Origin of the sequence: Pseudomonas sp. CBZ-4 (genome assembly GCF_000346755.1) — a bacterium.
In the GTDB taxonomy this organism is placed as follows: Bacteria; Pseudomonadota; Gammaproteobacteria; order Pseudomonadales; family Pseudomonadaceae; genus Aquipseudomonas.
The window spans coordinates 118550-145230 of sequence record NZ_ANNV01000031.1 but is presented as its reverse complement, the minus strand read 5'-3'; the positions used below and the strand labels follow the sequence as shown (position 1 = coordinate 145230).

Below are 26681 nucleotides of genomic sequence, written 5' to 3'. Positions count from 1 at the left end.
AAGCCAGCTCCCACATTGATCTCACTTCGACTTGAGGGATCAGTCGAAGGTGATGCCCTGGGCCAGCGGCAATTCCAGCGAATAGTTCACGGTATTGGTCTGGCGACGCATGTACCCACGCCACGCATCCGACCCCGACTCACGCCCGCCACCGGTCTCTTTCTCACCACCAAACGCACCACCGATTTCCGCCCCGCTCGGGCCGATATTGACGTTGGCGATCCCGCAGTCACTGCCCACCGCCGACATGAACTGCTCGGCCTCGCGCACATCGGTGGTGAAGATGCACGACGACAGGCCTTGCGGCACGGCGTTGTTCAGGCGCAGGGCTTCGGCGAAGTCGGTGTAGCCGACCACGTAGAGAATCGGTGCGAACGTTTCGGTGCAGACCACGTCGCTTTGCTCAGGCATTTCCACGATGGCCGGCGACACGTAGTAGGCGTTGGGGAATTTGTCTTCCAGCTGGCGCTTGCCACCGAACACCCGACCGCCTTCGCTCAAGGCTTGCTCCAGGGCGTCCTGCATGTTGTCGAAGCCGTGCTTGTCGATCAGCGGGCCGATCAGGTTGCCTTCCAGCGGGTGGCCGATGCGCACCTTGGAATAGGCGGCCTTGAGGCGGGTGACGATTTCTTCCTTGACCGACTCGTGGGCGATCAGGCGGCGCAAGGTGGTGCAACGCTGGCCGGCCGTGCCGACGGCGCTGAACAGGATGGCGCGCACGGCCATGTCCAGGTCGGCGCTGGGGCCGAGGATCATTGCGTTGTTGCCGCCCAGCTCAAGGATGCTGCGGGCAAAACGCGCGGCGACTTTCGGCGCCACTTCGCGGCCCATGCGCGTGCTGCCGGTGGCGCTGATCAGGGCGACGCGCGGGTCGTCCACCAGCGCGGCACCGGCGTCGCGACCGCCGATGATCACTTGGCTGAGGTACGGCGGTGCATCGCTGAAATTCTTCACCACGCGCTCGAACAGCGCCTGGCAGGCCAGGGCGGTGAGCGGGGTCTTTTCCGACGGTTTCCAGATCACCGCGTTGCCGCACACCAGGGCCAGGGCGGTGTTCCACGCCCAGACGGCGACCGGGAAGTTGAAGGCGCTGATCACGCCGACCACGCCCAGCGGGTGCCAGGTTTCACGCATATGGTGGCCGGGGCGCTCGGAGGCGATGGTCAAGCCGTATAACTGGCGGGACAGGCCGACGGCGAAGTCGCAGATGTCGATCATTTCCTGCACTTCGCCCAGGCCTTCCTGGGTGATCTTGCCCGCTTCCCACGACACCAGTTCGCCGAGGTCGGCCTTGTATTCGCGCAGCACATCGCCGAATTGACGCACCAGCTCACCGCGGCGCGGCGCTGGCACTTTGCGCCAGGCGTCGAATGCATGCTCGGCGCGACTGACCTGCTGCTCCACCTCGGCGGCACCTTCCCAATGCACGCTGCCGATACGGCTGCCATCAATCGGCGAATGCACAGGCTGTTTGCCCGACTGGTACAGCGCCGGGTTTACCCCGAGACGATCAAGCAATGCGGCAACCATGGGTCACTCCTTCAATCTGCAAACGAAAATTCGCGCCGCTGCACGCACGGCGATCCAGAGCTTATTTGTAGCTGGCCCAAGACTTGCCAACAAACGACGATTAGGCGAGATATCATTCCGTTTATTCATGCAAAGCATAAAAAGAGGCACACCGTGCTGAACAAAAGACATTTGCCCTCGATCACCGCCCTGCAATGTTTCGAAGCCGCCACCCGCCACCTGAGCTTTACCCGCGCCGCCGAGGAACTGAACCTCACCCAGAGCGCGGTGAGCAAACAAGTGGCGCAGCTGGAAGAATTGCTGCAACACCTGTTGTTTCGCCGCGTACGCCGACGTTTGCAGATGACCCCGGCCGGGGATTTGTACCTGGTGGAAGTGAGAAAAATCCTCACGCAAGTGGAGATGTCCACCCACTACCTGCGCTCCTACGGCGGCGAGACCGAAGTGCTGCGCGTCTCCACGCCCTACACCTTCGGCGCCCGCTGGCTGGTGCCGCGCCTCAAGGGCTGGCGCTTGCGTCACCCACACATCCACCTGGACCTGTGCAACGAGCAGGAGCCTGATGAGTTGCTGCAAGGCAAGGCCGACATGGCCTTCTACTTCGGCCAGGGTTCACGGCCCGGCACCGAGAGCCTGAAGCTGTTCAGCGAAGAGCTGGTGCCCGTCTGCGCCCCCGACAGCCTGCCCGCGCAGCCGTTTACCGACCCGACGCAACTGAGCGAACTGGTGCTGCTGCAAAACGCCTCGCGCCCGCAAGGCTGGCACGACTGGTTCGCCAGCCAGGGTTACCAGACCGAGCACAGCTACCATGGGCCGCGGTTCGATACGTTCTATATGTGCATTCGGGCGGCGCAGGTGGGTTGTGGCGTGGCGTTGTTGCCGAGGTTTCTGGTGGAAGAGGAATTGGCGGAGGGCAAGCTGGTGATTCCTTGGCAGCATGCGATGCCGAGCCAGGATGCCTACTACCTTGCCTATCCCGAACATTCGGCGGAGGTGCCAAAGGTGCGGGAGTTTGTGAAGTGGATGATGGAGCAGGTCTAGATTTCTTTCGCCGCACCACCGCCATCGCAGGCAAGCCAGCTCCCACATTTGAAATGCATTCCAAGTGTGGGAGCTGGCTTGCCTGCGATGGGGCCAGTGGCCATTCCAAAAAAATCACTGGCAAAACCCCACAGGTCTATGCGCCACTAGCCCCCTTCCTTAATTGTGCGTAAAGGCCGGCGCCCATCGCCGACCCGTCTGGAGATTCCCGTTATGAGCGAGAGTGTGTTTGCCGATCGCATCGTGCAGAACCTGCTCGACACCGACTTCTACAAGCTGACCATGATGCAGGCGGTGCTGCACAACTACCCGAACGTGGAAGTTGAATGGGAGTTTCGTTGCCGTAACAGTGAAGACCTGCGCCCGTACCTGGCGGAAATCCGCTACCAGATCGAACGCCTCGCCGAGCTGAGCCTAAGCCCGGACCAACTGGGGTTCCTGGAGCGCATCAGCTTTATGAAACCGGATTTTCTGCGCTTCCTCGGCCTGTTCCGCTTCAACCTGCGGTATGTGCAGACCGGTATCGAGAACGGCGAATTGTTCATCCGCCTGCGCGGGCCGTGGCTGCATGTGATCCTGTTTGAAGTGCCGATGCTGGCCATCGTCAGCGAAGTGCGTAACCGCTACCGCTACCAGACCGTGATCCTGGAGCAGGCCCGCGAGCAGCTGTACCGCAAGTTCGATTGGCTGACCGCCAACGCCAGCAGCGAAGAACTGTCCGAGCTGCAAGTGGCCGACTTCGGCACCCGCCGACGCTTTTCGTACCGGGTGCAGGAAGAAGTGGTCAGCGTCCTCAAGCACGACTTCCCCGGTCGCTTCGTCGGCACCAGCAACGTGCACCTGGCCCGTGAGTTGGACATGAAGCCCCTGGGCACCATGGCCCACGAGTGGATCATGGCCCACCAGCAACTCGGTCCGCGCCTGATCGACAGCCAGATCGCCGCCCTTGATTGCTGGGTCCGCGAATACCGTGGCCTGCTGGGCATCGCCCTGACCGATTGCATCACCACCGATGCGTTCCTCGGCGATTTCGACCTGTACTTCGCCAAGCTGTTCGACGGCCTGCGCCACGACTCCGGCGACCCGGTGCAGTGGGCCGAAAAAGCCATCGCCCACTACCACAAGCTCGGCATCGAGCCGATGAGCAAGACCCTGGTGTTCTCCGACAGCCTGTCGCTGCCCAAGGCCCTGGAAATCTTCCGTGCGCTGCGCGGGCGGATCAATGTGAGCTTTGGCATCGGCACCAACCTGACCTGCGATATTCCAGGTGTGGAACCGATGAGCATCGTGCTTAAAATGACCGCCTGCAATGGCCAGCCCGTGGCGAAGATCTCCGATGAAGCGGGCAAGACCCACTGCACCGATCCGAATTTCGTCGCCTATTTGCGTCATGTGTTCAAAGTACCTGCCATCTCTAGCAAGGAGTGAATCATGCAAGCCGTACAGCGTGAGATAGCTGAACAACTCAAGGTCCAAGCGCCGTTCAACGACCAGGCCGCCCTTGAGGCCGAGGTTGCCCGCCGCGTGGCGTTTATCCAGGATTGCCTGCGCAATTCCGGGCTCAAGACATTGGTGCTGGGCATCAGCGGCGGTGTCGATTCCCTGACTGCGGGCCTGCTGGCCCAGCGCGCGGTAAAAGAGCTGCGGGAAAACAGCGGTGATGCGGCCTACCGCTTTATCGCGGTGCGCCTGCCCTACGAAACCCAGTTCGACGAAATCGATGCCACGGCCTCGGTGGACTTTATCGAGCCCGACGAGCGCCACACCGTGAACATCGGCCCCGCGGTGAAAGCCCTGGCCCATGAAGTGGCGGCGTTTGAAGGCAAGGCGGCGGTGTCCCGTGATTTCGTGCTGGGCAACACCAAGGCGCGCATGCGCATGGTGGCGCAGTACACCATCGCCGGCGCGGCCGGTGGTTTGGTGATCGGAACAGACCATGCGGCGGAAGCGGTGATGGGCTTTTTCACCAAGTTCGGCGATGGCGCGTGTGATCTGGCGCCGTTGAGCGGGCTGGTGAAACACCAGGTGCGGGCGATTGCACGGCACTTCGGCGCGCCGGAATCGTTGGTGGAGAAAGTGCCGACGGCGGACCTGGAAGACTTGTCGCCGGGCAAGCCGGACGAAGCGTCACATGGCGTGACCTATGCCGAGATCGATGCGTTTTTGCACGGTGAAGCGGTGCGTGAGGAAGCGTTTCGGATTATCTGCGAGACCTACCGCAAGACTGAGCACAAGCGGGTCATGCCGTTCGCGCCGTGAGGCAAGCCAGATAGATGAGTGTTAACTGTTAGACCGCTATCGCAGGCAAGCCAGCTCCCACAGTTGACCGTGTTACAACATGGGAATGCGGTCGAATGTGGGAGCTGGCTTGCCTGCGAAGAACGATGACTCGGTTCAACTGCCCCCCCACAAAAAAAGCGCCTGAACAGGCGCTTTTTTTCGACCAGAGTCAGCTTACTTGACGGTCACAGTACCTTTCATCATCGACACATGGCCCGGGAACGAGCAGAAGAACATGTAGTCGGTGCCGGCAGCCAGTTTCGCCACATCAAAGGTCACCGAATCCTTCTCGCCAGCACCAATGATCTTGGTGTGGGCGATGATGCGTGCGTCGCCTTCTTTCAGGTAGTTCTTGTCGATACCGGCAGCCATGCCGTCAGTGGCAACCGGCTGCATGTCAGCGGCGCTGGTCAGCACCCAGTTGTGACCCATGACGTTTTTCGGCAGGTTGCCGGAGTGCGTCAGCTCGACGGTGAAGGTCTTGCAACTTTTGTCGATTTCAATGGCTTTGGTGTTGAAGGACATTTGGTCAGTGGAGTCGACAGTGACCTTGCACTCTGCAGCAAGCAACTGGCCGCTAGCCAGAGTCAGCAGGGAAACAGCAACGAGTTTGGCGAACATGTGAATCTCCAAGGCAGGGTTTAGAAAACGCGGATTGCGGCAAGGGTGCCTCAAGCAGGCAAGAATTCTTATGATCTGAATCAACAGATTGTATACAACTTTAGGCTATCAGACTTATCAACACAATCTAACAGCCAAAGTCGTACGACCTTTCTATGATCGGCCCATCCCCCACTGGAGTCCGCGCCATGCACCTCGACCAACTGATCAACGGCCTGCTGGCCGCTTACGCCTGCGGTAAGTGAGGGCCAAGCGCGCTGCTAAGCTGCTACCATAGCCACCCAAGGCAGCTGCGCGCCGCCCACTCTTACCTTCGACCCTAGAGGATCGCCCATGGCCAAACCTAATTACTCCTTCGCCAAACGTCAGAGAGACTTGGCCAAGGAGCAGAAGAAAGAGGAAAAACTGCAACGCAAGAAAGCCGCTGCGGATGAAGAAGCGGGTGCACTGAACCCGGAAGCAGAAGGCGACGTGGCAGCTGACGAGACTGAAACACCGAAAGATCCGGCTGAATAATTTTCTTTGTGGTGAGCCGCCCCCGGCTCACCACAATCCACCGTTACTCCAGCGGCATCACCGTCACCCGTACTTCCGGGTCATGGCTCCCTCCCCCCAGAATCACCCCTCGCAACGGCGACACATCGGAGAAATCCCGGCCCCAGGCCAGGGTGATGTGCTCCAGCGCCGGCTGCACATTGTTGGTCGGATCAAAATCCACCCAGCCCGACACCGGGCAATACACCGACACCCACGCATGGGACGCATCGACGCCGATCAGCCGTGGCTGGCCGGGCGGTGGCTGGGTCAGCAGGTAACCGCTGATGTAACGCGCCGCCAGACCGCGCGAGCGCAGGCAGGCGAGCATCAGGTGGGCGAAGTCCTGGCACACGCCACGGCGGCGCTCCAGCACTTCCACCAGCGGCGTGGCGACCTGAGTGGCTTCGGCATCGAAGGTGAATTCGCTGAAAATCTTCTGCATCAGCGCCTGTACGCCGAGCAACAGCGGACGAGCCGGCGGGAAGCAGCTTTCGGAGAACTCGACGAAGTTTTTCTTCAGGTGCACGTAGGGCGATTCGAAGCGATAACGGATCGCCTCGATCAGCTCCACGGACAGCGGCTGGCTGCTGTAGGTCAGACTGTCACGGGTCTGGTCCCAGGCCGGCGACTGCTGGAAATCCAGCACCGGCCGCGCCAGCACTTCCACGGTCAGCCCGGCGTTCACCAACAGCTCATCATGGGGCCGTTCAAACGCCAGCCGCGTGATCGGGTTGCCAAACACATCCAGCTCATCGCGCCGCGACGTCGGCTCGGGGCTGATATCCAACTGCTGCGCGCTACAGCGCTGCCAGGCACACGGCCGTGGCCACAGGTGCGCCAACTGCTGGGCCAGGGACACCGGGCTGTCGTAGTGGTAATGGGTATCGTGGAAAATCTGGTAGCGCGCACTCATCACAACGACACCGTCTGCTGGCTGACATCATCCACATGGGCAAAATGGCGCAACGCGAGGCGATCCGACACTTGCCCGCTCTCATCGGCCACCGCTTGCAGCAAGTCGGCCAAGCCGTCCAAGGCGGCACGCACGCTGGACTCGCCAAACAACGGGTTCTCCAGGCAGCCCAGGTCGAAGTGCGCAAGGCGCTCCACCAACGGGCCGAGGCCGGTTTCCCGCGGCACGCCAAAATCATCATTCAAGCGACGCAGGGTGCGGCTCACCAGCTTCAACTGGAACAGGACCGCGTGGGGGTTCTGCTCGTCCAGCAGCAGCAGGTCGAGCACCGGGATCAGCTGTGGCACCGCCAGGTAACGCGAGCGGTAAGTGATGCTGCTGTTGCCCAGTTCGAGCAACCACTCCAGCCCGGCCTGATCGAACACCGCCACGCCGCGCAGGAATGCGGCGAGGCTGCTGCTGAGAAATTGCAGACGCTCGATGCGCCGGCCCATCATCAAAAAGCGCCAGCCTTCGTCGCGGGTCATGTCGTCCAGGGCAAACCCGGACAGCGCCGCGAGCGACATCACCAGACGGTTGAGAAAATCCAGCAACTCGCCAAAATCCGGCGCTTCGCTTTCCAGTTCCATAGCTTCACGTTGCAGCTCCACCAGCGCCTGCCAGTTTTCCCGGGACAGCTTGCCGCGCACTTGCGACGCCGCCCACTGCAAGCGCTGCAGGTTGGCGCGCAGGCTTGACGGCCAATCGTCGCCGAGCATGGCCCCCAGCAGGCGTTCGGGTAACTCGCCCTCCTCCGGCAACAAGCGCAGGCTTTCACCCAGCTCGACTGCCGCTTGCAGGGCCTGGGGATCGTCGCCGTCCACATAACGCGCCAGCACGATGCGCAGCCAGCGCGCGCTGTCATCGCAGCGCTCGCAGTAGCGGCCAAACCAGAACAGGTTTTCCACCACGCGGGACGGTAGATACGGGTCGCGGCGCACCAGGTCATGGGCGCCGATGGTGCGTTGCGCGCGCCACTGTTCGCCGCCGGGCGCGCGTTCGCCGAGCACCCAGGTGTCCTTGCTCGCGCCGCCGCGTTGCATCGACACCACTTCGGCGTCGGCTTCGGCGGCCACACGGGTCAGGCCGCCGGGCAGCACGCGGTAGCCGTCGTCGCTGGCCACGGCGTACACGCGCATGCCGATGGCGCGGTGTTGCAGGTGGTCATCCACGGTGTGCCACACCGGTGCCTGGGACAGCTGCGCCAGCTCCTGGGCGACATAGGCGTAAGGCCGCGCGCGCATGCGTGCGGCCAGGGCCTCGCGCTGTTTTTCGTCGAGGTCGCGGCCGAACACCGGGGTGAAACTCTGCGACGGGAACGCCGGTTTGATCAGCAACTCAGGCAATTTCTCCAGGGCTTCGGCGAGCACTGGCGCTTCACCGCACCACCAGGTGGCGATGGACGGCAGGATCAGCTCTTCGCCAAACAGGAACTCGTTGATCTTCGGCAAGAAGCCCAGCAAACCCGGCGACTCCAGCACGCCGCTGCCCAAGGCATTGGCCACCAGTACATTACCCTGGCGCACGGCATCGAGCAGGCCGGGCACGCCGAGGGCCGAGTCGGTGCGCAGCTCCAGCGGGTCGCAGAAGTCATCGTCGAGGCGCCGCATGATCGCGTGCACCCGGCGCAGGCCGCTGAGGGTCTTGAGGAATACCGTGCTGTCGCGCACGGTGAGGTCGCCGCCTTCCACCAGCGGGTAGCCAAGCTGGCGCGCGAGGTAGAGGTGTTCGAAATAGCTTTCGTTGAAACGCCCCGGTGTGAGCAGCACGATCAGCGGCGGCTGGTCATCGCCCGGTGCCTGGCGCGCGAGGGTTTCCTGCAAGGTGCGGAAGAAACCGGTGAGGTGCTGCACCTGCAAGTCGCGGTACAGGTCCGGGAAGGCACGGGACACGATGGTGCGGTTTTCCAGGGCATAACCCGCGCCCGAGGGTGCCTGGGTACGGTCGGCGGTGACCCACCAACGACCGTCCGGCGTGCGCGCCAGGTCCACGGCGTACAGGTGCAAGAAGGCACCGTCCGGCGGCTGGATGCCTTGGCACGGCCACAGGAAGTTGTTGTGCCCGAACACCAGTTCGGCCGGCAGCAAACCTTCCTTGATCAAGCGTTGCGGGCCATACAGGTCGGCCAGCACCGCATTGAGCAGGCGCGCCCGCTGGGCGATCCCGGCCGACAGCTGCTGCCACTCTTGGGCGGCCAGCACGTGGGGCAGCAGGTCCAACTCCCACGGGCGGTCGGCGCCCTTGGGGTCGGCGTAGACGTTGTAGGTCACGCCGTTTTCCTGGATCTGCCGGGTCAGCAGCGCCTGGCGCTGGGCCAGTTGCGCGGGAGTGCTGCGTTGCAGGTGGTCGAGCAGGCGCTGCCAATGGGCACGCACCGCGCCACTGTCGTCCAGCAGTTCGTGATAAGTGCCCGCGGTCAGCGGGTAACGGTCGAGCAAGTCGGACATGGAACGCTCGGCGAAGGCAAGGAGGGGTGTCAAAGTCACCACAGTCTAATGTGGGAGCTGGCTTGCCTGCGATAGCAGTGGGTCAGTCACCAGAAATATCGACTGGTACACCGCTATCGCAGGCAAGCCAGCTCCCACATTTTGAACTGTGTTTAGTCATTTTTATGGGGAAAACGCCGTAGATCCAGGGTCATTGGCAACTCATCATTGATCACCAGGGACGGCACCGGAAGCTTCCCTGGGCTATGCCCAAGGCGGAAAAACCGCGCCATCCGCCGACTCTCCGCCTCATTGGCATTCACCGGCAAGCTGTCGTAATTGCGCCCGCCCGGATGGGCCACGTGGTACTGGCAACCGCCCAGCGAACGCTGCATCCAGGTATCCAGCAAATCAAACACCAGCGGCGCATGCACCGGGATGGTCGGTTGCAGGCAGTTGGCCGGTTGCCAGGCGCGGTAACGCACGCCGGCGACAAATTCGCCGACGCGGCCGGTGGCTTGCAGCGGCACAGGTATGCCGTTGCAGGTCAGCAGGTAGCGTTGCGGCGGCAGGCCGGTCAATTTGACTTGCAGGCGCTCCAGGGACGAATCCACATAACGCACCGTGCCGCCCACCGCGCCCTCCTCGCCCAGCACGTGCCAGGGTTCGAGGGCCTGGCGCAGTTCCAGTTCGATGCCGCTGACGGCGTAGTCGCCGACCTTGGGAAAGCGAAACTCCAGGTGCGCGGCAAACCATTCGGCGCGCAGTGGGTAGCCGGCGGCGTTGAGTTCGACGATCACATCGGCAAAGTCCTGCTCGATAAAGTGCGGCAGCAGGAAACGGTCGTGCAGTTCGGTGCCCCAGCGCGCCAGTTTCGGCGGCGCATAGGGTTCACGCCAAAAACGTGCGACCAGGGCACGCAGCAGCAGTTGTTGGGTCAGGCTCATGCGCGCATGGGGCGGCATCTCAAACGCGCGCAGCTCCAGCAGGCCCAGGCGACCGGTGGCGCCGTCCGGTGAGTAGAGCTTGTCGATGCAGAATTCGGCGCGGTGGGTGTTGCCCGTGACGTCGATCAACAGGTTGCGCAGCAGGCGGTCCACCAACCAAGGCGGGCATTCTTCGCCCGGCTCGGGCATTTGCGCGAAGGCGATTTCCAGCTCGTACAAGGCGTCGTTGCGCGCTTCATCCACGCGCGGGGCCTGGGATGTCGGGCCAATAAACAGCCCGGAAAACAGATAGGACAAGGACGGATGGTTATGCCAGTAGCTGATCAGGCTGCGCAGCAGGTCCGGACGGCGCAGGAACGGTGAGTCCTTTGGCGTCGCACCGCCGAGGACAAAGTGGTTACCGCCGCCGGTGCCGGTGTGGCGCCCGTCGATCATGAATTTTTCCGTGGTCAGGCGGGTTTGCCGCGCCTCTTCGTAGAGGAATTCGGTGCGCTCCACTAACTCGTCCCAACTGGCGGACGGCTGCACGTTGACCTCGATCACACCCGGGTCCGGCGTCACGCGGAAATTGCTCAGACGGGTGTCGGCCGGCGGCTCGTAGCCCTCCAGCAACACCGGGCAATGCAACTCTTCGGCGGTGGCCTCGATGGCGGCGACGAGTTCCAGGTAGTCCTCGACGCGCTCCAGCGGCGGCATGAACAGGTACAGCCGCCCTTCCCGCGCTTCGGCGCACAGCGCGGTGCGGGTCAGCCAGTCGGCGGATTCGTCCACCTCAGGCGTACGCTCGTCACTCGGCGCGGGTACGCCGTGGCTGTTCAACTGGACGGTGGTGGGCAACGCCGGCTGATCCTGGTTCGGGTCCGTGGGGTGCACAAACGGATACTCCGCCGCCGTCACCCAGGGCTGCGACGCCAACGGCAGGCGATAGCCCAACGGCGAATCCCCCGGCACCAGGCGGCAGTGGTTGTCTCGCAGGTACCAGCGCCCGCTCTGCCAGCGGTCGTTGGCGGCCGTGCGCGCCAGCGGCAGCACTTGGCCGATGACTTTATCCAGGCCCTGGCTGAACACTTTGCGCAGGCGTTCGCGCTCCAGGTCGTCACTCAGGCGCGGGTCCTGGGCCGTGACGTTTTGCGGCAGCGCGCCTTCGCGCCACAGGTAGTAGAAGTTGTCTTCAAAGGCCGGAAACACAAAGCGGGCCGGCAGTTTCAGGCGTTCGGCGACACTCGCCAGGAAACGCCCGGCCATGGTGCCATCGGCGCCGTAATCCTCTTGTTCGTCGGCAATCAGCGCGCTGTTGTGCCAGATCGGCACGCCGTCGCGGCGCCAGTAGCAGTTGAGCGACCAACGCGGTAGCTGCTCGCCGGGGTACCACTTGCCCTGGCCAAAGTGCACCAGGCCCTTGGGCGCGTAGTGTTTGCGCATACGCTGGAACAACTCGGCAGACAGGCGGCGCTTGTCCGGGCCCAGGGCGGCGGTGTTCCACTCGGCGCCGTCGGGGTCGTCGATGGAGACAAATGTCGGCTCGCCGCCCATGGTCAGGCGTACGTCGTCCTTGAGCAGGTCACCATCGATCTGCCGGCCGAGGGCCTGGATGGCCAGCCATTGTTCTTCGGTGTAGGGCTTGGTAACGCGCGGCGCTTCCCAAATCCGCTCAACCGACATTTCGTGGGTGAATTCGCACTCGCACGGTTCCACCAAGCCACTGATCGGGGCGGCAGACGATGGATCGGGACTACAGGCCAACGGGATATGGCCTTCACCGGCGAACAGCCCGGAAGTGGCGTCCAAGCCGATCCAGCCGGCGCCGGGCAAATACACTTCGCACCAGGCGTGCAGGTCGGTGAAGTCGACTTCGGTGCCGGACGGGCCATCGAGGGCTTTGACGTCGGCGGTCAGTTGAATCAGGTAACCGGACACAAACCGCGCCGCCAACCCGAGGTTGCGCAGCAATTGCACCAGCAGCCACGCCGAATCGCGGCACGAGCCGGAGGCGTTTTCCAGGGTGAATTCCGGGGTCTGCACGCCCGGTTCCATACGGATCAGGTAGCCGATATCGGCGGCCAGACGCTGGTTGAGGCCCACCAGGAAGTCCACCGCCGGCAATGGCGTGCGGTCGATACCGGCCAGGTAGGCGGCGAACTTTGGCGTCAGTGGCAAGGTTTCCAGGTACGGCGCCAGCTCGCGCTGCTCATCGGCGGCGTAGCTGAAAGGGATTTTTTCGGCATAGGGCTCGAGGAAAAAGTCGAACGGATTGAACACCGCCATCTCGGCGACCAGATCGACTTCGATGCGCAGTTCGTCGGTCTTTTCCGGGAACACCAGGCGCGCCAGGTAATTGCCCTGGGGGTCTTGCTGCCAATTGATGAAATGCTGCTCGGGCAGCACTTTCAACGCGTAGGACAAAATCCGCGTGCGGCTGTGGGCCGCCGGGCGCAAACGCACGATCTGCGGGCCGAGTTCGACAGCGCGGTCGTAGCGGTAATGCGTAACGTGGTGCAACGCGACATGAATCGACACGGCGGCCTCCTGCGAGCCAGGGCATGGGATTTGACGCGCGCAAGACTTATGCCAGCGCGGCAGTCATTGCGCTTTGTCGTAGGACCCGATGCAGTACAGCACCAAAACGGCGCCAACGTAGGTGCCCTGGTGCAACAGTTGCACATATTTGTGGCGGGCGTGGGGGATTACCGCGGTTTCTTTATTCTGATGATGGCGCGCTCGTGTTTGCGCCGCTTCTCAATGGCCACCCAGACTTTGCGGCGCATCTGGCGAAGTTCTACGGCCTTGGCACGAAATTCACGATGGCGTTTGCTGCGTAGTAGCAGTAAGCCGAGTACCGCGCAAACGATGCAATCTATGTAAAAGAATGGAACCGGAAAAAGAAAAAAAACTGGCACGGCCACCATTAGGCACGCAATGAATAGGCCGTACATGCCCCAGGCCCACTTTGGAAACCCATAGGCAATCATGTAATTACATAGAGTGATAAAGAGGGCTAAGACCACGCACGCGCGTTCAGCAGCAGCGTTTGATAGTGATGGTAAAAAATAGTTTTCAACCAGCGACACGACGACAGCACTGCTGAAGATGCCCGAGAGAATCACGCTAATGAATACGGGAAAGTAACGGATCAGAAAGGGGCGTATCGGTATGAGCGGTTTCGGTCCGATAAGCCTCATTCCGAGATCTCCTCATACAGCCCCACTGCGATGATCCGGAGGTTCCCGGAGCGAATACTGCCGGCAGTGCTCGATACGGCGCCAACGGCATCGAGCATTTGCATGACGGTCCCACGCCTGACTTCTGCCGAGGTGTAGCGCTTCGGAATTTGTCCCGCTATTTGTTTCAGCTTGATCATTTTCCGGGTCATTTCCGGATGGTTGATACTCAGCAACTCCCTGGTGAGCTTTACCCGCTCCTGCCGATTCAGCCCTTTGAGTACCTGGTACGTATTTTTCCCCGTGGCCTTTTTGAGCATGCTGACAAATCGAATCGTCGACATCGCTGTATTGCCTGCACCCAATAACGAAGCCGCGTCCAATCCGGCCGTTACGGCCTGATACCAAGGATCGCTATCTAAAGCGTCGTTGCGGGCAGGGTCATTCATTTCATTTGTAGTCCGGCGAGCGCCCATCACACATTGAACAGTGCTGGCTACCGCGCCCACAGCGCTAATCGCAGCCGCTACTCCAGAGGCCCCAAACGTAAACGGGCTCAACCCTAACCCACCCACAATCACAATCCAGCTGATCACCGCCGAAGCGCACGCAAACCCCGCATTCACCGCCTCAAACGTCACATCCGCCTCTCGCGGCTCATTCGCCAACCGCCGCGCAAACTCCACCCGCCCGACATAACTCGGCGCCTCCCGCAAAATCACCTTCTTCGGTACAACGCTGCAAATCGGCTGAAACTCGCGCAACACAATCACCCGCAACTGCGCATCGAGGTAAACCACACCCGCACCCACAATCGCTGGATCGGCATCGATGGCGGCAAACAACTTACGCAGATCAATACTGCTTTCCACCCACTGCCGCGTCGTCAAATGCGCACTGGGGAAACCGTCTTTCAACACACTGGAAGTCATCCCTTTACTCCGCTTTTTCACAAGAGCGCAGAGGGTAAAGACTGGGCATCGCTTAAAAATGTCAGAAGCTTCGCTTTATACCGACAGGTACTTCCTGAACACCGTGTAGCGCCTTGTAGGCCATGTCCCGAATAAGAAAAAGTACGCCCCGCGCCACTACCGGCGGACACCAGTACAGGGAACGACAATGGCAACTGACATGTTTTTGAAGTTGGGCGACATCAAGGGCGAATCCAGGGATCAGGCCCATCGCGATGAAATCGAGATCAGCCGCTGGGGCTGGGGCATGTCGCAGACGGGCTCGATGCACAGCGGCAGCGGCGGTGGTGCGGGCAAGGTCACTATCGACAACCTGTCCATCTCGAAAGTGATGGATAAGTCCTCACCCAACCTGATGATGGCCTGCTCCACCGGCAAGCATTACCCGGAAGCGCGGCTGGTGGTGCGCAAGGCCGGGGGCAGCAGTGCCGTGGAGTATCTGGTGATCACCCTGAAGGAGGTGATGGTGACGTCCTACCAGTCCGACGCGGTGAAAAACAGCGACGAACTGACAGAGGTCATCGGCTTGAATTTCGCCACCGTCGAAGTCAGCTACCAACCGCAGAAGGCGGACGGCGGCAAGGATGGCGGCGCGGTGAAATACGGCTGGAACATTCGTCAGAACGTGAAGATCTGACCACGCGGGCCAAGGCTACAACCCGGCCTTGGCTGCCTCTCGCAGTCGGCGCACGCCCACCAGTTTACCCACCATCGCCCGATAGCCCTTGCTGTTTATCAGCAACAACCCCAGCAGCGGCCAGAACAGGCATTCACTGTAGAGAAACCAGTGCGGCTCGTACGCCAATGTCGGCAGGGTGACCAACAGGCACACGACAAAAAAACCGACCATGCCCCACACCGCCCAGGCATGCCCGCGCACCACCAGGAAGTTGCTGTTGGTCACGAACAGCGCGGCGAAGAGCACGACGAACCAGGACACGCTGGCATTGGTGGCGACGGGCACGTCGGCAAAATACGTACTGGCCGCCAGGGAAATCGCAGCGGAGCCGCCCAGGCAGCCGGCGAGAATCACGCCGATAAACGCAGGAAAATGCGCCAGCAAAAACGGTTTCAGGGACGGCACGCCACTCATTATTCGCCCTCCTCGTACAGGCCGATCGCGAAGGTCTTGGCCTGTTTGTAGTTGTCCGAGCGCTTCAGCCCCCACACACTCGCGCCCGCCCCTATCGCATCCCCCAATTGCACATAGGTGGCGTGTTTGAGCTGCGTCGGGGTGAAGCGCTTGGGCAGCTCGCCGCTCATCTGCAGCAGCTTGCGCATCTTGGTCGACATTTGCGGGTCGGCGACTTTGAGCAGCTCTTTGGTGAGTTTTTCGCGCTCATGCCCGTTCAGGCCCTTGAGCACCTGGCGCAGGCTTTTGCCGGTGGCGGCGCGGGTGACATTGACCAGCTTGACGGTGGTCAGTGCCGAAGCGCCGACGCCCACCAGCGCGGCGCCATCGAGCACCTTGGTCGCGGTTTGGTACCACTCCTCGCTGTCCAGGTAGTCGTTCATCGCCGGGTTGCTGATTTCGTTGCGTGTGCGAAAGCCGCCCACCAGGCAGGACACGGTACTGGCAGATGCCGCGGTGTAGCCGATGGCTGTCACCACGGTGCTGGCGCCAGCGGTGAACGGGATGGCGATGGTGCCACTCAGCACTACCAGCCAGCCGATCACCGCGCCGGTGCAGGCCAGGGTGGTGTTGAAGGCCTCGCTCATCAGCCGCGATTCGCGCGGGTTGTTCAGCACCTGGTCGGCGAACTGGGCCGGGGCGATGTACTTCTGCGCCTCGCGGATAATGATGCGCTTGGGCAGGATGCTGCAGATGGGCTTGAATTCGCGCAGGGTGACGATGTTGAAGTCGGCGTCGATGTAGACCACGCCCGCGCCGACGATGGCGGGGTCGGCGTCGATGGCGGCGAACAGACGGGGCACGTTGATTTCGCTTTCGATGCGCTGGCGGGCCATGAACTGGGAGCGGTTGGAGTCCATGCCGATGTTGGCCAGGGGGTTGCCCATGGGGGTGTTCTTCCTTGAATCAGAGAGTGACTGGACTGGCGCTATCGCAGGCAAGCCAGCTCCCACAGTTGACTGTATTCACAATTCAAAATGTGGGAGCTGGCTTGCCTGCGATGGCGATCGAATGGCCGCCACCTTAACAAACAGGCTCGCCAGAAAATAGAAAGCAAAACGCCAGCACGAGGCTGGCGTTTGGCATATTCAGGCGTCGATCAACGCGGCACCACCGGCTTGCGCGCAGGCTTGCCGCCCTTGCCCTTGGCCGCATCGCTGCGTTCCTTGGCGGCCTGCTTGTTGCGCGCCTGGGCCGCGGCCTTGGCTTGCTCACGCTTGTCCCACGGGTTGCTGCCATCGCTGCCGCGTGGTGGCAAACCGGTGTGCTGGGTGAGGATCCTGGTGGTGGTTTCCTTGGCGACCTTGTGGCTGCCAGCCGGCGTCGAGTTCTTGCGACGGGCGCTCTGGTAGCTGTCGGTGCTCGGCTGGTGCAGCGGGATGAGTTGGTCCTTGCCCGGCCCGATCAGGTCGGCGCGGCCCATGCGGGTCAGCGCTTCACGCAGGATCGGCCAGCCTTTCGGGTCGTGGTAGCGCAGGAACGCCTTGTGCAGACGGCGCTGGTCTTCGCTCTTGACGATGGTCACCGCGTCACTCTTGTAGGTGACCTTGCGCAGCGGGTTCTTGCCCGAGTGGTACATCGCGGTGGCGGTGGCCATCGGCGACGGGTAGAACGCCTGCACCTGGTCGGCGCGGAAGCCGTTGCCCTTGAGCCACAGGGCCAGGTTCATCATGTCTTCATCGGTGGTGCCCGGGTGGGCGGCGATGAAGTAAGGAATCAGGTACTGCTCCTTACCCGCTTCCTTGGTGTACTTCTCGAACATGCGCTTGAACTTGTCATAGCTGCCAATGCCCGGCTTCATCATCTGGTTGAGCGGACCTTCCTCGGTGTGTTCCGGGGCGATCTTGAGGTAGCCACCGACGTGGTGGGTCACCAGCTCCTTGACGTACTCCGGCGACTCGACCGCGAGGTCGTAGCGCAGGCCGGACGCGATCAGGATCTTCTTCACCCCCGGCAACGCACGGGCGCTGCGGTACAGCTGGATCAAGGAGGAGTGGTCGGTGTTCAGGTTCGGGCAGATGCCCGGGAACACGCACGACGGCTTGCGGCACGCGGATTCGATTTCCGGGCTCTTGCAGGCGATGCGGTACATGTTCGCGGTCGGGCCGCCGAGGTCGGAGATCACGCCGGTAAAGCCCGGGACCTTGTCGCGGATCTCTTCGATCTCGCGAATGATCGACTCTTCGGAACGGTTCTGGATGATGCGGCCTTCGTGCTCGGTGATGGAGCAGAAGGTGCAGCCACCAAAGCAGCCACGCATGATGTTCACCGAGAAGCGGATCATGTCGTAGGCCGGGATCTTTTCCTTGCCGTACACAGGGTGCGGGATACGTGCGTAAGGCATGCCGAACACGTAGTCCATCTCTTCGGTGGTCATCGGGATCGGTGGCGGGTTGAACCACACGTCCACTTCACCGTGCTTCTGCACCAGGGCGCGGGCGTTGCCTGGGTTGGTTTCCAGGTGCAACACGCGGTTGGCGTGGGCATAGAGCACGGCGTCGCCGCGGACCTTTTCCACCGACGGCAGGCGGATCACAGTCTTGTCGCGGGTCATGCGCGGGCTGGCCAGGATCTGTACGACCTTGGCTTCCTCAGGGTCATCCACCGGGCCTTTCTCTTGCTCGATGGCGCAGGCCTGGGTGTCCTGGGTGTTGACGTACGGGTTGATGATCTTGTCGACCTTGCCCGGACGGTCGATACGGGTGGAGTCCACTTCGTACCAGCCTTCAGGCGTGTCACGGCGAATGAACGCGGTGCCGCGCACGTCGGTGATGTCTTCGATCTTGTGGCCCCACGACAGGCGCTGGGCCACTTCGACAATCGCGCGCTCGGCGTTGCCGTACAACAGGATGTCGGCGGCGGCGTCGATCAGGATCGAGTTGCGCACGCGGTCCTGCCAGTAGTCGTAGTGGGCGATGCGGCGCAAGGAGGCTTCGATGCCGCCGAGTACGATCGGCACGTTCTTGTAGGCTTCCTTGCAACGCTGGCTGTACACCAGGCTCGCGCGGTCCGGGCGTTTGCCGGCCATGCCGCCAGGGGTGTAGGCGTCGTCGGAACGGATTTTCTTGTCGGCGGTGTAGCGGTTGATCATCGAGTCCATGTTGCCGGCCGCGACGCCGAAGAACAGGTTCGGCTCGCCGAGCTTCATGAAGTCGTCTTTGGACTGCCAGTTTGGCTGGGCAATGATCCCGACGCGGAAGCCCTGGGACTCCAGCAGCCGGCCGATGATCGCCATGCCGAACGACGGATGGTCAACGTAGGCATCACCGGTGACGATGATGATGTCGCAGGAATCCCAGCCAAGCTGATCCATCTCCTCCCTGCTCATCGGCAGGAATGGCGCAGGACCGAAACATTCGGCCCAGTACTTGGGATAGTCAAATAACGGCTTGGCTGTTTGCATGACGGTGACCGGTGTTGAGATGGAAAATCGCGGGCGCGGAATATAGCACAAATTTTGACCAATTCCGACGGTAATGGTCGGAATTGTGGTGACGCCATCGCAGGCAAGCCGGCTCCCACAGGTGACCGCATTCCTACAGGATAAACGCGATCACCTGTGGGAGCCGGCCTGCCTGCGATGAGGCCCTTACAGGCGCAGGAGCACTACTCGTCGTCGAAGTTGTAACTGCCCGGCGCGAGATTTTCGAAGCGGGTGTATTTGCCGATAAACGCCAGACGTGCGGTACCGATCGGGCCGTTCCGCTGCTTGCCGATGATGATTTCGGCGATGCCTTTATGCTCGGTCTCGGGGTGATACACCTCGTCGCGGTAGACGAACATGATCACGTCAGCATCCTGCTCGATCGCTCCGGATTCCCGCAGGTCGGAGTTGATCGGGCGTTTGTTCGGGCGCTGCTCCAGGGAACGGTTGAGCTGAGACAGCGCCACCACCGGGCAGTTGAACTCTTTGGCCAGGGCTTTCAACGAGCGGGAAATCTCGGAAATCTCGTTGGTGCGGTTGTCGCCGCCGGAACCGGGGATCTGCATCAATTGCAGGTAGTCGATCATGATCAGGCCGACGTCACCGTGTTCACGCACCAGGCGGCGGGTACGCGCGCGCATTTCCGAGGGGCTGATACCAGCGGTGTCATCGATGAACAACTTGCGATCATTGAGCAGGTTGACCGCCGAGGTCAGGCGCGGCCAATCGTCGTCTTCCAGGCGACCGGCACGCACTTTGGTCTGGTCGATGCGCCCCAGGGACGAGAGCATCCGCATGATCAGCGATTCACCTGGCATCTCGAGGGAGTAAACCAGTACGGCTTTTTCGCTGCGCAGAACGGCGTTTTCCACCAGGTTCATGGCGAAGGTGGTTTTACCCATGGACGGACGGCCGGCGACGATGATCAAGTCGGCCGGTTGCAGGCCGCTGGTCATGCCATCGAGGTCGGTGTAGCCAGTGGACAAGCCGGTGATGGCGTTGTCGGTGTTGAACAATGTATCGATACGATCGATGGCCTTGGTCAACAGCTCGTTGACGCCCACCGGGCCGCCGGTTTTCGGCCGTGCTTCGGCGATCTGGAAGATCTGCCGTTCGGCCTCGTCGAGAATTTCTTCGGCGGTACGCCCTTCGGGGTTGAAGGCGCTGTCGGCGATTTCAGTGGCGATGCCGATCAGTTGGCGCAAGGTCGCCCGCGCGCGGACGATCTGCGCATAGGCCTTGATGTTGGCGACCGACGGGGTGTTTTTTGCCAGCTCACCCAGGTAGCCGAGGCCGCCCACTTGCGAGGTCTGACCTTCCTTGTCCAATTGCTCGGCAAGGGTCACGACGTCGATAGGTGAGTTCAGGTCGGCCAGCTTGGCGATGGCGCGGAAGATCAGGCGGTGGTCATGTCGATAGAAATCACCGTCCGAGACTTGATCCAGCACGCGTTCCCAGGCGTTGTTGTCCAGCATCAAGCCACCGAGCACGGCCTGTTCGGCCTCGATGGAATGCGGCGGCACCTTCAGGGCAGCGGTTTGCAGATCGTATTGCTCGGGAGCTGAAATATCGTTCATGGCCACTTGGAATTTGGGGTGTGTAGAAAAACAAAAGGCACGACCTGTAAACAGGATCGTGCCCGATGTTAACTGCCTGGCACGCGAGGTGCCAGTCAGTTAGGTGCTGCTTAAGCTGCTACCACGACAACGCGTACGGTGGCTTCAACTTCGGCGTGCAGGTGCACGGCTACGTCGAATTCGCCTACGTTGCGGATGGTGCCGTTCGGCAGACGAACTTCGCTCTTCTGCACTTCAACGCCGGAGGCGGTCAGTGCATCAGCGATGTCGTGGGTGCCGATCGAACCGAACAGCTTGCCTTCGTCACCGGCGGTGGCAGTGATAGTCACTTCCAGCTCAGCCAGTTGGGCAGCGCGAGTTTCGGCCGAAGCTTTTTTGTCTGCTGCTGCTTTTTCCAGCTCAGCACGACGCTCTTCAAACGCAGCCAGGTTGGCAGCGGTTGCAGCGGTGGCTTTGCCGTATGGCAGCAGGTAGTTACGACCGTAGCCGGCCTTAACGTTCACTTTGTCGCCCAGGTTGCCCAGGTTGGCGACTTTTTCCAGAAGGATCAGTTGCATGTGAAAATCCTCTAACTTTTAACCTTCACCGTTCGCGTTATCGGCGTCTTTCGACGCCAGACGACCGCGAAAATCAATCAGGCCGTCGATAATGGCCAAGACCACGAGTAACGGATAGATCAGCTGCATGAACAGCAACAGCGTGACGTACAACCCCACCAGCCAAAACTTGGCCAGGCGCTTTCGCGCAACCAGCCCATGAATCAAGGCCAGCCCGGCAAACACCAGCGGTACGCTGCAAATCGGCGCCAGCAAGGCCATCTGTGGACCGAAGTTCGGCCCGACAACCATGCACGCCAGCAGCAACATCGCCGGCCCCGCAGGGATTCTGATACTGCGAAATTCGCGACCAAAACCACCCGGGTTGTACAACAACGCCTGCCAATAACGCCCAACAATCAGGCTCAGCACGCTGACGACCTGCAACAATGCCGCAATCAGGCCGGTCAGGACCGGGGCAATCAGTGACGCAAACCGCGCTCGCTCATCTACCGACAATTGCTGGTAGAGATCCCCGAGGGCCATCGGCAGGATCTTGACGATCTCTTGCGACAACCCTTCGATTTGCGGGCGGAAAGCCGCGCCAAGCATCACTGAGTACACCAACCCCAATGCCACGCTGACCAGCAGCGTGCGGACCCAGGACTCACTTGCGCGTAAAACCAACGCAAGGCTCGATGACCCCAGCAGTACCAGAAGTACCCGTGGATCACCCAATTGCAGCCACCAGATCAAGGCCGGCAACAATCCCAGGGCAAGGACGCCAATGGCATCCTTCAAACCGCGCCGCAGCAGCACAAGGCAACCCGCGGCAGCACCCAACCAATAAAGCAACGGCAATGCCGCACATCCAGCCACTACCAGAGTGGCCTGCACACGACCGCGCATGATGAACTCAGCTAAGGCGCGCATGCATTCAATCCCTTACTACTTATCGACTGCCCGGTCTCAGCGGCCGTGGCTGTCGGTGTAGGCCAGCAGGGCCAGGAAGCGGGCGCGCTTGATAGCGGTGGCCAGCTGACGCTGATAACGAGCTTTGGTACCGGTGATACGGCTTGGAACGATTTTGCCGGTCTCGGATACGTAGGCTTTCAGAGTGTTGAGATCTTTGTAATCGATCTCCTTCACTTCTTCAGCGGTGAAGCGGCAGAATTTACGACGACGGAAGAAACGTGCCATTTGATAGGCTCCTTAATAAGGTCCGTGGATTACTCGTCAGCGTTGTCGCTGTTGTCGCTGTCATCACTATCAGCGCTTTCAGCGCCTTCGTGCTCAGGACGGTCGCGACGCTCACGGCGCTCACTGCGGTTTTCTTCAGCCTTGAGCATCTCGGATTGGCCGGTAACGGCTTCTTCGCGACGGATGACCAGGTTACGGATCACTGCATCGTTGTAGCGGAAGTTGTCTTCCAGCTCGGCCAGGGCCTTGCCAGTGCACTCAACGTTCAGCATCACGTAGTGAGCCTTGTGAACATTGTTGATTGCGTAGGCCAGTTGACGACGGCCCCAATCTTCCAGACGGTGGATTTTGCCGCCGTCTTCTTCGATCAGCTTGGTGTAACGCTCAACCATGCCGCCGACTTGCTCGCTTTGATCCGGGTGGACCAAAAAGATGATTTCGTAATGACGCATGAATGCTCCTTACGGGTTGTAGCCTGCCGCTCAAAAACGGTCAGACAAGGAGTGAATGACACTTATGGATCTTGCCGAAGGGGGACACATCGGTGCCCGCCAGGAAGGCAAGGGGCGCAATTGTAGAGAAGGGGGAGGAAGCGTGCAAGGTGATTGGTGATTATTTGAACAATCTTCCCAGCACCCAGAAACAACTGTGGGAGCTGGACTTCTGTGGGAGCTGGCTTGCCTGCGATGCAGACACCTCGGTGCATCAGTCATACCGAGGGGATGCTATCGCAGGCAAGCCAGCTCCCACACAAGCCCTGCTCCCACAGGATCTTGCGTGACGCTTGAGGCTTATTTCTTGCTCTTGGCCTTGGCGCCACGCTGGCGCTGCGCTTCGAACAGGCACACGCCGGTGGCAACCGACACGTTCAAGCTGCTGACGCTACCGGCCATCGGCAAGTGCACCAGGTAATCGCAATGCTCACGGGTCAGGCGACGCATGCCCTTGCCTTCGGCACCCATGATCAGGATGGTCGGGCCGGTGAGGTCCTGGTCATAAATACTGACCTCGGCCTCCCCCGCCGTGCCCACGACCCACAGGCCGCGCTGCTGGAGTTTCTCCAGGGTGCGCGCCAGGTTGGTCACGGCCACCAGCGGAATCACTTCCGCCGCGCCGCAGGCAACCTTGCGCACGACTGGCGTCAAGGTGGCCGACTTGTCCTTGGGCACGATCACTGCCAGCGCGCCGGCAGCATCTGCCGAACGCAGGCAGGCGCCGAGGTTGTGCGGGTCGGTCACGCCGTCCAGAACCAGCAGCAACGGTGCGCCCTCGGTGCGATCGAGCAGCTCGTCGAGCATCGCTTCGCCCCAGACCTGGCTCGGGCTTACGTCCGCGACCACGCCCTGGTGAACGCCTTCGACCCAGACGTCCATTTCACGGCGTTCGGCCTGGCCGATGGCGACCTTGTTTTGCGTGGCCAGCTCAACCAGCGCTTGTACACGCGGCTCGCTGCGACCTTCCGCCAGCCAAACCTGCTTGACGCGTTTCGGGTGGTGACGCAGCAGTGCTTCTACGGCGTGGACGCCGTAGATTTTTTCCAGACTCATGACTTGGCCTTAGGTTTGCGCGACCCGCCGCTTTTGGCAGGGGCCGAACCCGCTTTAGGCGGGCCTTTACGGTGTTTACTCGGTTTGCTCGACGGCTTTTCCGCCCCGTGGGACTTTCCCCCAGACGCCGCTTTACCACCGCTTTTGGCTTCGTTGAGCAACTGCTGCTTCAACTCGCGGCTCTTGCGCAGCTCGGCGTTTTTCGCCGCGGCGTCGCTTGGGCGGTAGGCTTCGGGAGCCTTTTCCTTGGTAGACGAACGACGACCAGCCTTGGCGGCTGGCTCAGGCTCAGCTGCTTTCGCAGGCGCGCCCTTGCCTTTGCTGGCAGGTGTGGTCGGCGTGCTGCCACGATTTTTTTTGCGGCTACCCGGCGATTCGGCTGGCTTGTCAGACATGCCGAAGTCGATCTTGCGCTCGTCGAGGTCGACGCGCATGACCTGCACTTCCACGGTATCGCCCAGACGGAAGCTACGACCAGTGCGCTCGCCCGCCAGGCGGTGATGCACAGGGTCGAAGTGGTAGTAATCGCCCGGCAAGGCCGTGACGTGCACCAGGCCTTCGACGTAGATGTCGGTCAGCTCGACGAACAGACCAAAACCGGTCACGGCCGTGATCACGCCCGGGAACGTCTCGCCCACGCGATCCTTCATGAACTCGCACTTGAGCCAGTTCACCACGTCGCGGGTGGCCTCGTCGGCGCGGCGCTCGCTCATGGAGCACTGCTCGCCCAACTGTTCCAGGGCCGCTTCGTCGTACGGATAGATCCGCGCCTTCGGAATGGTCATGGCACCGGCGCGCTTGACGTGCGGGGTGTTCTGCTTGGAATGGATCACGCTGCGGATCGCGCGGTGCGTGAGCAAATCCGGGTAGCGACGGATCGGCGACGTGAAGTGGGTGTACGCCTCGTAATTCAAGCCGAAGTGGCCCTGGTTATCGGCGCTGTACACCGCCTGGCTCAGGGAGCGCAGCATCACGGTCTGGATCACGTGGTAATCCGGGCGATCCTTGATGCTGGCCAGCAAGGCCTGGTAGTCCTTCGGCGACGGGCCATCCTTGCCTTTGTGCAGGGACAGGCCGAGTTCGCCAAGGAAGGCGCGCAGTTTTTCCAGACGCTCCGGCGGCGGACCGTCGTGCACACGGTACAACGCAGGAATCTCGTGCTTCTTCAAGAACTCAGCCGTGGCCACGTTGGCCGCCAGCATGCATTCCTCGATCAGCTTGTGCGCATCGTTACGTGTGGTCGGGGTGATTGCGGCGATCTTGCGCTCGGAACCGAAGACAATCCGGGTTTCCTGGGTTTCAAAATCGATCGCGCCACGGGTATGACGGGCGCCCAGCAACACCTTGTACAGCGAGTAAAGCTGCTTGAGGTGCGGCACCACGCCAGCGTATTCGGTACGCAGGGCCTTGGCTTCGCTGGTCTTCGGCGTTTCCAGGATGGTGCTGACCTTGTTGTAGGTCAGGCGCGCCTGGGAGTGGATCACCGCTTCATAGAACTGGTAGTCGGTCATTTCGCCGGTTTTCGAGATGGTCATCTCGCACACCATGGCCAAACGGTCGACTTTCGGGTTCAGGGAGCACAGGCCGTTGGACAGCTGCTCAGGCAGCATCGGGATCACGCGCTCAGGGAAGTACACCGAGTTGCCGCGCACCTGGGCTTCGTTGTCCAGGGCCGAACCGATCTTCACGTAGCTGGACACGTCGGCAATCGCGACGAACAGCTTCCAGCCCCCGGAGAACAGGCGCAGCTTGCCCGGTTTGGCTTCGCAGTAGACCGCATCGTCGAAGTCGCGGGCATCTTCGCCGTCAATGGTGACGAACGGCAGATGGCGCAGGTCGATGCGTTTTTCTTTGTCTTTCTCTTCCACTTCCGGCTTGAGCTTGGCGGCTTCTTTGAGCACAGCCTCAGGCCAGACGTGAGGAATATCGTAAGTGCGCAGTGCAACGTCGATTTCCATGCCCGGCGCCATGTAGTTGCCGACCACTTCGACGATATCGCCCTGTGGCTGGAACCGTGCGGTTGGCCAGTGGGTGATCTTCACCTCGACAAACTGGCCGACCTTGGCAGCGCCATTGCGGCCCGGGGTGATCAGCACTTCCTGCTGGACCTTCGGGTTATCCGGCACGACAAAGCCGATGCCGCCTTCTTCGAAGTAGCGGCCGACGATGGACTCGTGGGCACGGGACACCACTTCGACGATCACACCTTCACGGCGACCACGACGGTCGAGGCCGGACACGCGCGCCAGGGCACGGTCGCCATCGAACACCAGGCGCATTTGCGCCGGGCTCATGAAAAGGTCGTCACTGCCGTCGTCCGGAATCAGGAAGCCGAAGCCGTCACGATGACCGGCGATGCGGCCCAGGATCAGGTCGAGCTTGTCCACAGGCGCATAGGTGCCACGGCGGGTGTAGATCAGTTGGGCGTCGCGCTCCATGGCACGCAGGCGGCGGCGCAGGGCTTCGAGCTGGTCTTCGGTGGTCAGACCGAATTCTTCGACCAACTGCTCGCGGCTAGCAGGCGAACCACGATCGGCGAGGTGCGCCAGGATCAGTTCACGGCTAGGAATAGGGTTTTCATATTTTTCCGCTTCACGAGCGGCCTCGGGATCGAGGGACTGCCAATCGGCCATTAGAGAGTTTTCACCTTGTCTATATGCGGGTTAGTTTGGCATACGCGTATTGAAACGGGAAATTTCAGGCATCAACAAGCGTTTAAAAGCCCTTTGGCGCCCTTTCCAGGCACCTTGCACGACCATTGGCGAAATATTCCAGGTTTTTTTCATGGCAGGGGTTTACAGC

The 26681-nt window shown here is 61.3% G+C and carries 22 protein-coding genes; 5 read left to right on the top strand and 17 right to left on the bottom strand.

The window, feature by feature from the left end:
- Positions 1–39: 39 nt before the first annotated feature.
- A complete protein-coding gene (locus B348_RS0104650) occupies positions 40–1530 on the bottom strand; it encodes an aldehyde dehydrogenase family protein (RefSeq protein ID WP_017734989.1) in 1491 nt (496 codons plus the stop codon).
- Between the two features lie 153 nt (positions 1531–1683).
- Between B348_RS0104650 and B348_RS0104645 the strand changes: the two genes are divergently transcribed.
- From B348_RS0104645 to nadE, 3 genes are all read left to right on the top strand, one after another.
- Positions 1684–2571 carry a LysR family transcriptional regulator gene (locus B348_RS0104645; RefSeq protein ID WP_017734988.1) on the top strand — a complete coding sequence of 296 codons (888 nt, stop codon included), beginning with the start codon at positions 1684–1686 and terminating at the stop codon, positions 2569–2571.
- A 213-nt stretch (positions 2572–2784) separates the two neighbouring features.
- Positions 2785–3999: a nicotinate phosphoribosyltransferase gene (gene pncB, locus B348_RS0104640; RefSeq protein ID WP_017734987.1), complete on the top strand. Its 1215-nt coding sequence runs from the start codon at positions 2785–2787 to the stop codon at positions 3997–3999.
- A gap of 3 nt (positions 4000–4002) precedes the next feature.
- Positions 4003–4830, top strand: a complete 828-nt coding sequence (gene nadE / locus B348_RS0104635) for an ammonia-dependent NAD(+) synthetase (protein WP_017734986.1) — start codon at positions 4003–4005, stop codon at positions 4828–4830.
- 195 nt (positions 4831–5025) lie between these two features.
- Here the strand turns inward: nadE and azu are convergent, their stop codons facing one another.
- A complete protein-coding gene (azu, locus tag B348_RS0104630) occupies positions 5026–5472 on the bottom strand; it encodes an azurin (RefSeq protein WP_017734985.1) in 447 nt (148 codons plus the stop codon).
- A gap of 333 nt (positions 5473–5805) precedes the next feature.
- Here azu and B348_RS0104625 point away from each other — a divergent pair, with 333 nt between their 5' ends.
- Positions 5806–5988 carry a hypothetical protein gene (locus B348_RS0104625; RefSeq protein WP_017734984.1) on the top strand — a complete coding sequence of 61 codons (183 nt, stop codon included), beginning with the start codon at positions 5806–5808 and terminating at the stop codon, positions 5986–5988.
- Positions 5989–6031: 43 nt separating this feature from the next.
- Here the strand turns inward: B348_RS0104625 and B348_RS0104620 are convergent, their stop codons facing one another.
- From B348_RS0104620 to B348_RS0104595, 5 genes are all read right to left on the bottom strand, one after another.
- On the bottom strand, positions 6032–6922 hold the full coding sequence (locus B348_RS0104620) for a transglutaminase family protein (RefSeq protein WP_017734983.1): 891 nt from the start codon (positions 6920–6922) through the stop codon (positions 6032–6034).
- Entirely contained in the window at positions 6922–9408 is a 2487-nt protein-coding gene (locus tag B348_RS0104615) for a circularly permuted type 2 ATP-grasp protein (RefSeq protein ID WP_017734982.1), read from the bottom strand. Before B348_RS0104615 ends, B348_RS0104620 begins: the two co-directional genes overlap by 1 nt.
- 152 nt (positions 9409–9560) lie before the next feature.
- Positions 9561–12851, bottom strand: coding sequence for a DUF2126 domain-containing protein (locus B348_RS0104610; protein WP_017734981.1), 3291 nt, complete (start codon positions 12849–12851; stop codon positions 9561–9563).
- Positions 12852–13018: 167 nt separating this feature from the next.
- Positions 13019–13513 (bottom strand): hypothetical protein, encoded by a 495-nt coding sequence (locus B348_RS0104600; protein ID WP_017734980.1) that lies wholly within the window; start codon positions 13511–13513, stop codon positions 13019–13021.
- Complete coding sequence (locus B348_RS0104595; RefSeq protein ID WP_017734979.1) at positions 13510–14424, bottom strand: hypothetical protein; 915 nt, start codon at positions 14422–14424, stop codon at positions 13510–13512. The genes B348_RS0104600 and B348_RS0104595 overlap by 4 nt, the downstream gene beginning before the upstream one ends.
- Before the next feature lie 187 nt (positions 14425–14611).
- Here B348_RS0104595 and B348_RS0104590 point away from each other — a divergent pair, with 187 nt between their 5' ends.
- Positions 14612–15100, top strand: a complete 489-nt coding sequence (locus B348_RS0104590; RefSeq protein ID WP_026136560.1) for a type VI secretion system tube protein Hcp — start codon at positions 14612–14614, stop codon at positions 15098–15100.
- 15 nt (positions 15101–15115) lie between these two features.
- Here B348_RS0104590 and B348_RS0104585 read toward each other — a convergent pair whose 3' ends face one another.
- From B348_RS0104585 to rnr, 10 genes are all read right to left on the bottom strand, one after another.
- A complete protein-coding gene (locus tag B348_RS0104585; RefSeq protein WP_017734977.1) occupies positions 15116–15556 on the bottom strand; it encodes a hypothetical protein in 441 nt (146 codons plus the stop codon).
- Positions 15556–16482: a hypothetical protein gene (locus B348_RS0104580; protein WP_017734976.1), complete on the bottom strand. Its 927-nt coding sequence runs from the start codon at positions 16480–16482 to the stop codon at positions 15556–15558. Before B348_RS0104580 ends, B348_RS0104585 begins: the two co-directional genes overlap by 1 nt.
- A 212-nt stretch (positions 16483–16694) precedes the next feature.
- A complete protein-coding gene (locus B348_RS0104575) occupies positions 16695–18998 on the bottom strand; it encodes a YgiQ family radical SAM protein (protein WP_026136559.1) in 2304 nt (767 codons plus the stop codon).
- A gap of 203 nt (positions 18999–19201) precedes the next feature.
- Positions 19202–20596 (bottom strand): replicative DNA helicase, encoded by a 1395-nt coding sequence (gene dnaB / locus B348_RS0104570; protein ID WP_017734974.1) that lies wholly within the window; start codon positions 20594–20596, stop codon positions 19202–19204.
- Positions 20597–20706: 110 nt separating this feature from the next.
- Positions 20707–21153, bottom strand: coding sequence for a 50S ribosomal protein L9 (rplI, locus tag B348_RS0104565; RefSeq protein WP_003171376.1), 447 nt, complete (start codon positions 21151–21153; stop codon positions 20707–20709).
- Between the two features lie 18 nt (positions 21154–21171).
- Complete coding sequence (locus B348_RS0104560) at positions 21172–22065, bottom strand: hypothetical protein (protein WP_026136558.1); 894 nt, start codon at positions 22063–22065, stop codon at positions 21172–21174.
- 36 nt (positions 22066–22101) lie between these two features.
- Positions 22102–22332, bottom strand: a complete 231-nt coding sequence (gene rpsR / locus B348_RS0104555; RefSeq protein ID WP_003171373.1) for a 30S ribosomal protein S18 — start codon at positions 22330–22332, stop codon at positions 22102–22104.
- 29 nt (positions 22333–22361) lie between these two features.
- Entirely contained in the window at positions 22362–22784 is a 423-nt protein-coding gene (gene rpsF / locus B348_RS0104550; protein ID WP_003217491.1) for a 30S ribosomal protein S6, read from the bottom strand.
- A gap of 339 nt (positions 22785–23123) precedes the next feature.
- Positions 23124–23879 (bottom strand): 23S rRNA (guanosine(2251)-2'-O)-methyltransferase RlmB, encoded by a 756-nt coding sequence (gene rlmB, locus B348_RS0104540; RefSeq protein ID WP_017734971.1) that lies wholly within the window; start codon positions 23877–23879, stop codon positions 23124–23126.
- A complete protein-coding gene (rnr, locus tag B348_RS0104535; protein WP_017734970.1) occupies positions 23876–26512 on the bottom strand; it encodes a ribonuclease R in 2637 nt (878 codons plus the stop codon). The genes rlmB and rnr overlap by 4 nt, the downstream gene beginning before the upstream one ends.
- Positions 26513–26681 lie beyond the last annotated feature (169 nt).

What these genes read in the sequence shown, in the direction of transcription:
- B348_RS0104620 (WP_017734983.1), bottom strand. Translation starts at nt 6,922, where the DNA reads ATGAGTGCGCGCTACCAGATTTTCCACGATACCCATTACCACTACGAC.
- B348_RS0104650 (WP_017734989.1), bottom strand. Translation starts at nt 1,530, where the DNA reads ATGGTTGCCGCATTGCTTGATCGTCTCGGGGTAAACCCGGCGCTGTAC.
- B348_RS0104575 (WP_026136559.1), bottom strand. Translation starts at nt 18,998, where the DNA reads ATGCAAACAGCCAAGCCGTTATTTGACTATCCCAAGTACTGGGCCGAA.
- rpsF (WP_003217491.1), bottom strand. Translation starts at nt 22,784, where the DNA reads ATGCGTCATTACGAAATCATCTTTTTGGTCCACCCGGATCAAAGCGAG.
- B348_RS0104580 (WP_017734976.1), bottom strand. Translation starts at nt 16,482, where the DNA reads ATGGGCAACCCCCTGGCCAACATCGGCATGGACTCCAACCGCTCCCAG.
- azu (WP_017734985.1), bottom strand. Translation starts at nt 5,472, where the DNA reads ATGTTCGCCAAACTCGTTGCTGTTTCCCTGCTGACTCTGGCTAGCGGC.
- rnr (WP_017734970.1), bottom strand. Translation starts at nt 26,512, where the DNA reads ATGGCCGATTGGCAGTCCCTCGATCCCGAGGCCGCTCGTGAAGCGGAA.
- dnaB (WP_017734974.1), bottom strand. Translation starts at nt 20,596, where the DNA reads ATGAACGATATTTCAGCTCCCGAGCAATACGATCTGCAAACCGCTGCC.
- B348_RS0104585 (WP_017734977.1), bottom strand. Translation starts at nt 15,556, where the DNA reads ATGAGTGGCGTGCCGTCCCTGAAACCGTTTTTGCTGGCGCATTTTCCT.
- B348_RS0104560 (WP_026136558.1), bottom strand. Translation starts at nt 22,065, where the DNA reads ATGCGCGCCTTAGCTGAGTTCATCATGCGCGGTCGTGTGCAGGCCACT.
- B348_RS0104625 (WP_017734984.1), top strand. Translation starts at nt 5,806, where the DNA reads ATGGCCAAACCTAATTACTCCTTCGCCAAACGTCAGAGAGACTTGGCC.
- B348_RS0104595 (WP_017734979.1), bottom strand. Translation starts at nt 14,424, where the DNA reads ATGACTTCCAGTGTGTTGAAAGACGGTTTCCCCAGTGCGCATTTGACG.
- nadE (WP_017734986.1), top strand. Translation starts at nt 4,003, where the DNA reads ATGCAAGCCGTACAGCGTGAGATAGCTGAACAACTCAAGGTCCAAGCG.
- pncB (WP_017734987.1), top strand. Translation starts at nt 2,785, where the DNA reads ATGAGCGAGAGTGTGTTTGCCGATCGCATCGTGCAGAACCTGCTCGAC.
- B348_RS0104615 (WP_017734982.1), bottom strand. Translation starts at nt 9,408, where the DNA reads ATGTCCGACTTGCTCGACCGTTACCCGCTGACCGCGGGCACTTATCAC.
- rplI (WP_003171376.1), bottom strand. Translation starts at nt 21,153, where the DNA reads ATGCAACTGATCCTTCTGGAAAAAGTCGCCAACCTGGGCAACCTGGGC.
- rpsR (WP_003171373.1), bottom strand. Translation starts at nt 22,332, where the DNA reads ATGGCACGTTTCTTCCGTCGTCGTAAATTCTGCCGCTTCACCGCTGAA.
- rlmB (WP_017734971.1), bottom strand. Translation starts at nt 23,879, where the DNA reads ATGAGTCTGGAAAAAATCTACGGCGTCCACGCCGTAGAAGCACTGCTG.
- B348_RS0104590 (WP_026136560.1), top strand. Translation starts at nt 14,612, where the DNA reads ATGGCAACTGACATGTTTTTGAAGTTGGGCGACATCAAGGGCGAATCC.
- B348_RS0104600 (WP_017734980.1), bottom strand. Translation starts at nt 13,513, where the DNA reads ATGAGGCTTATCGGACCGAAACCGCTCATACCGATACGCCCCTTTCTG.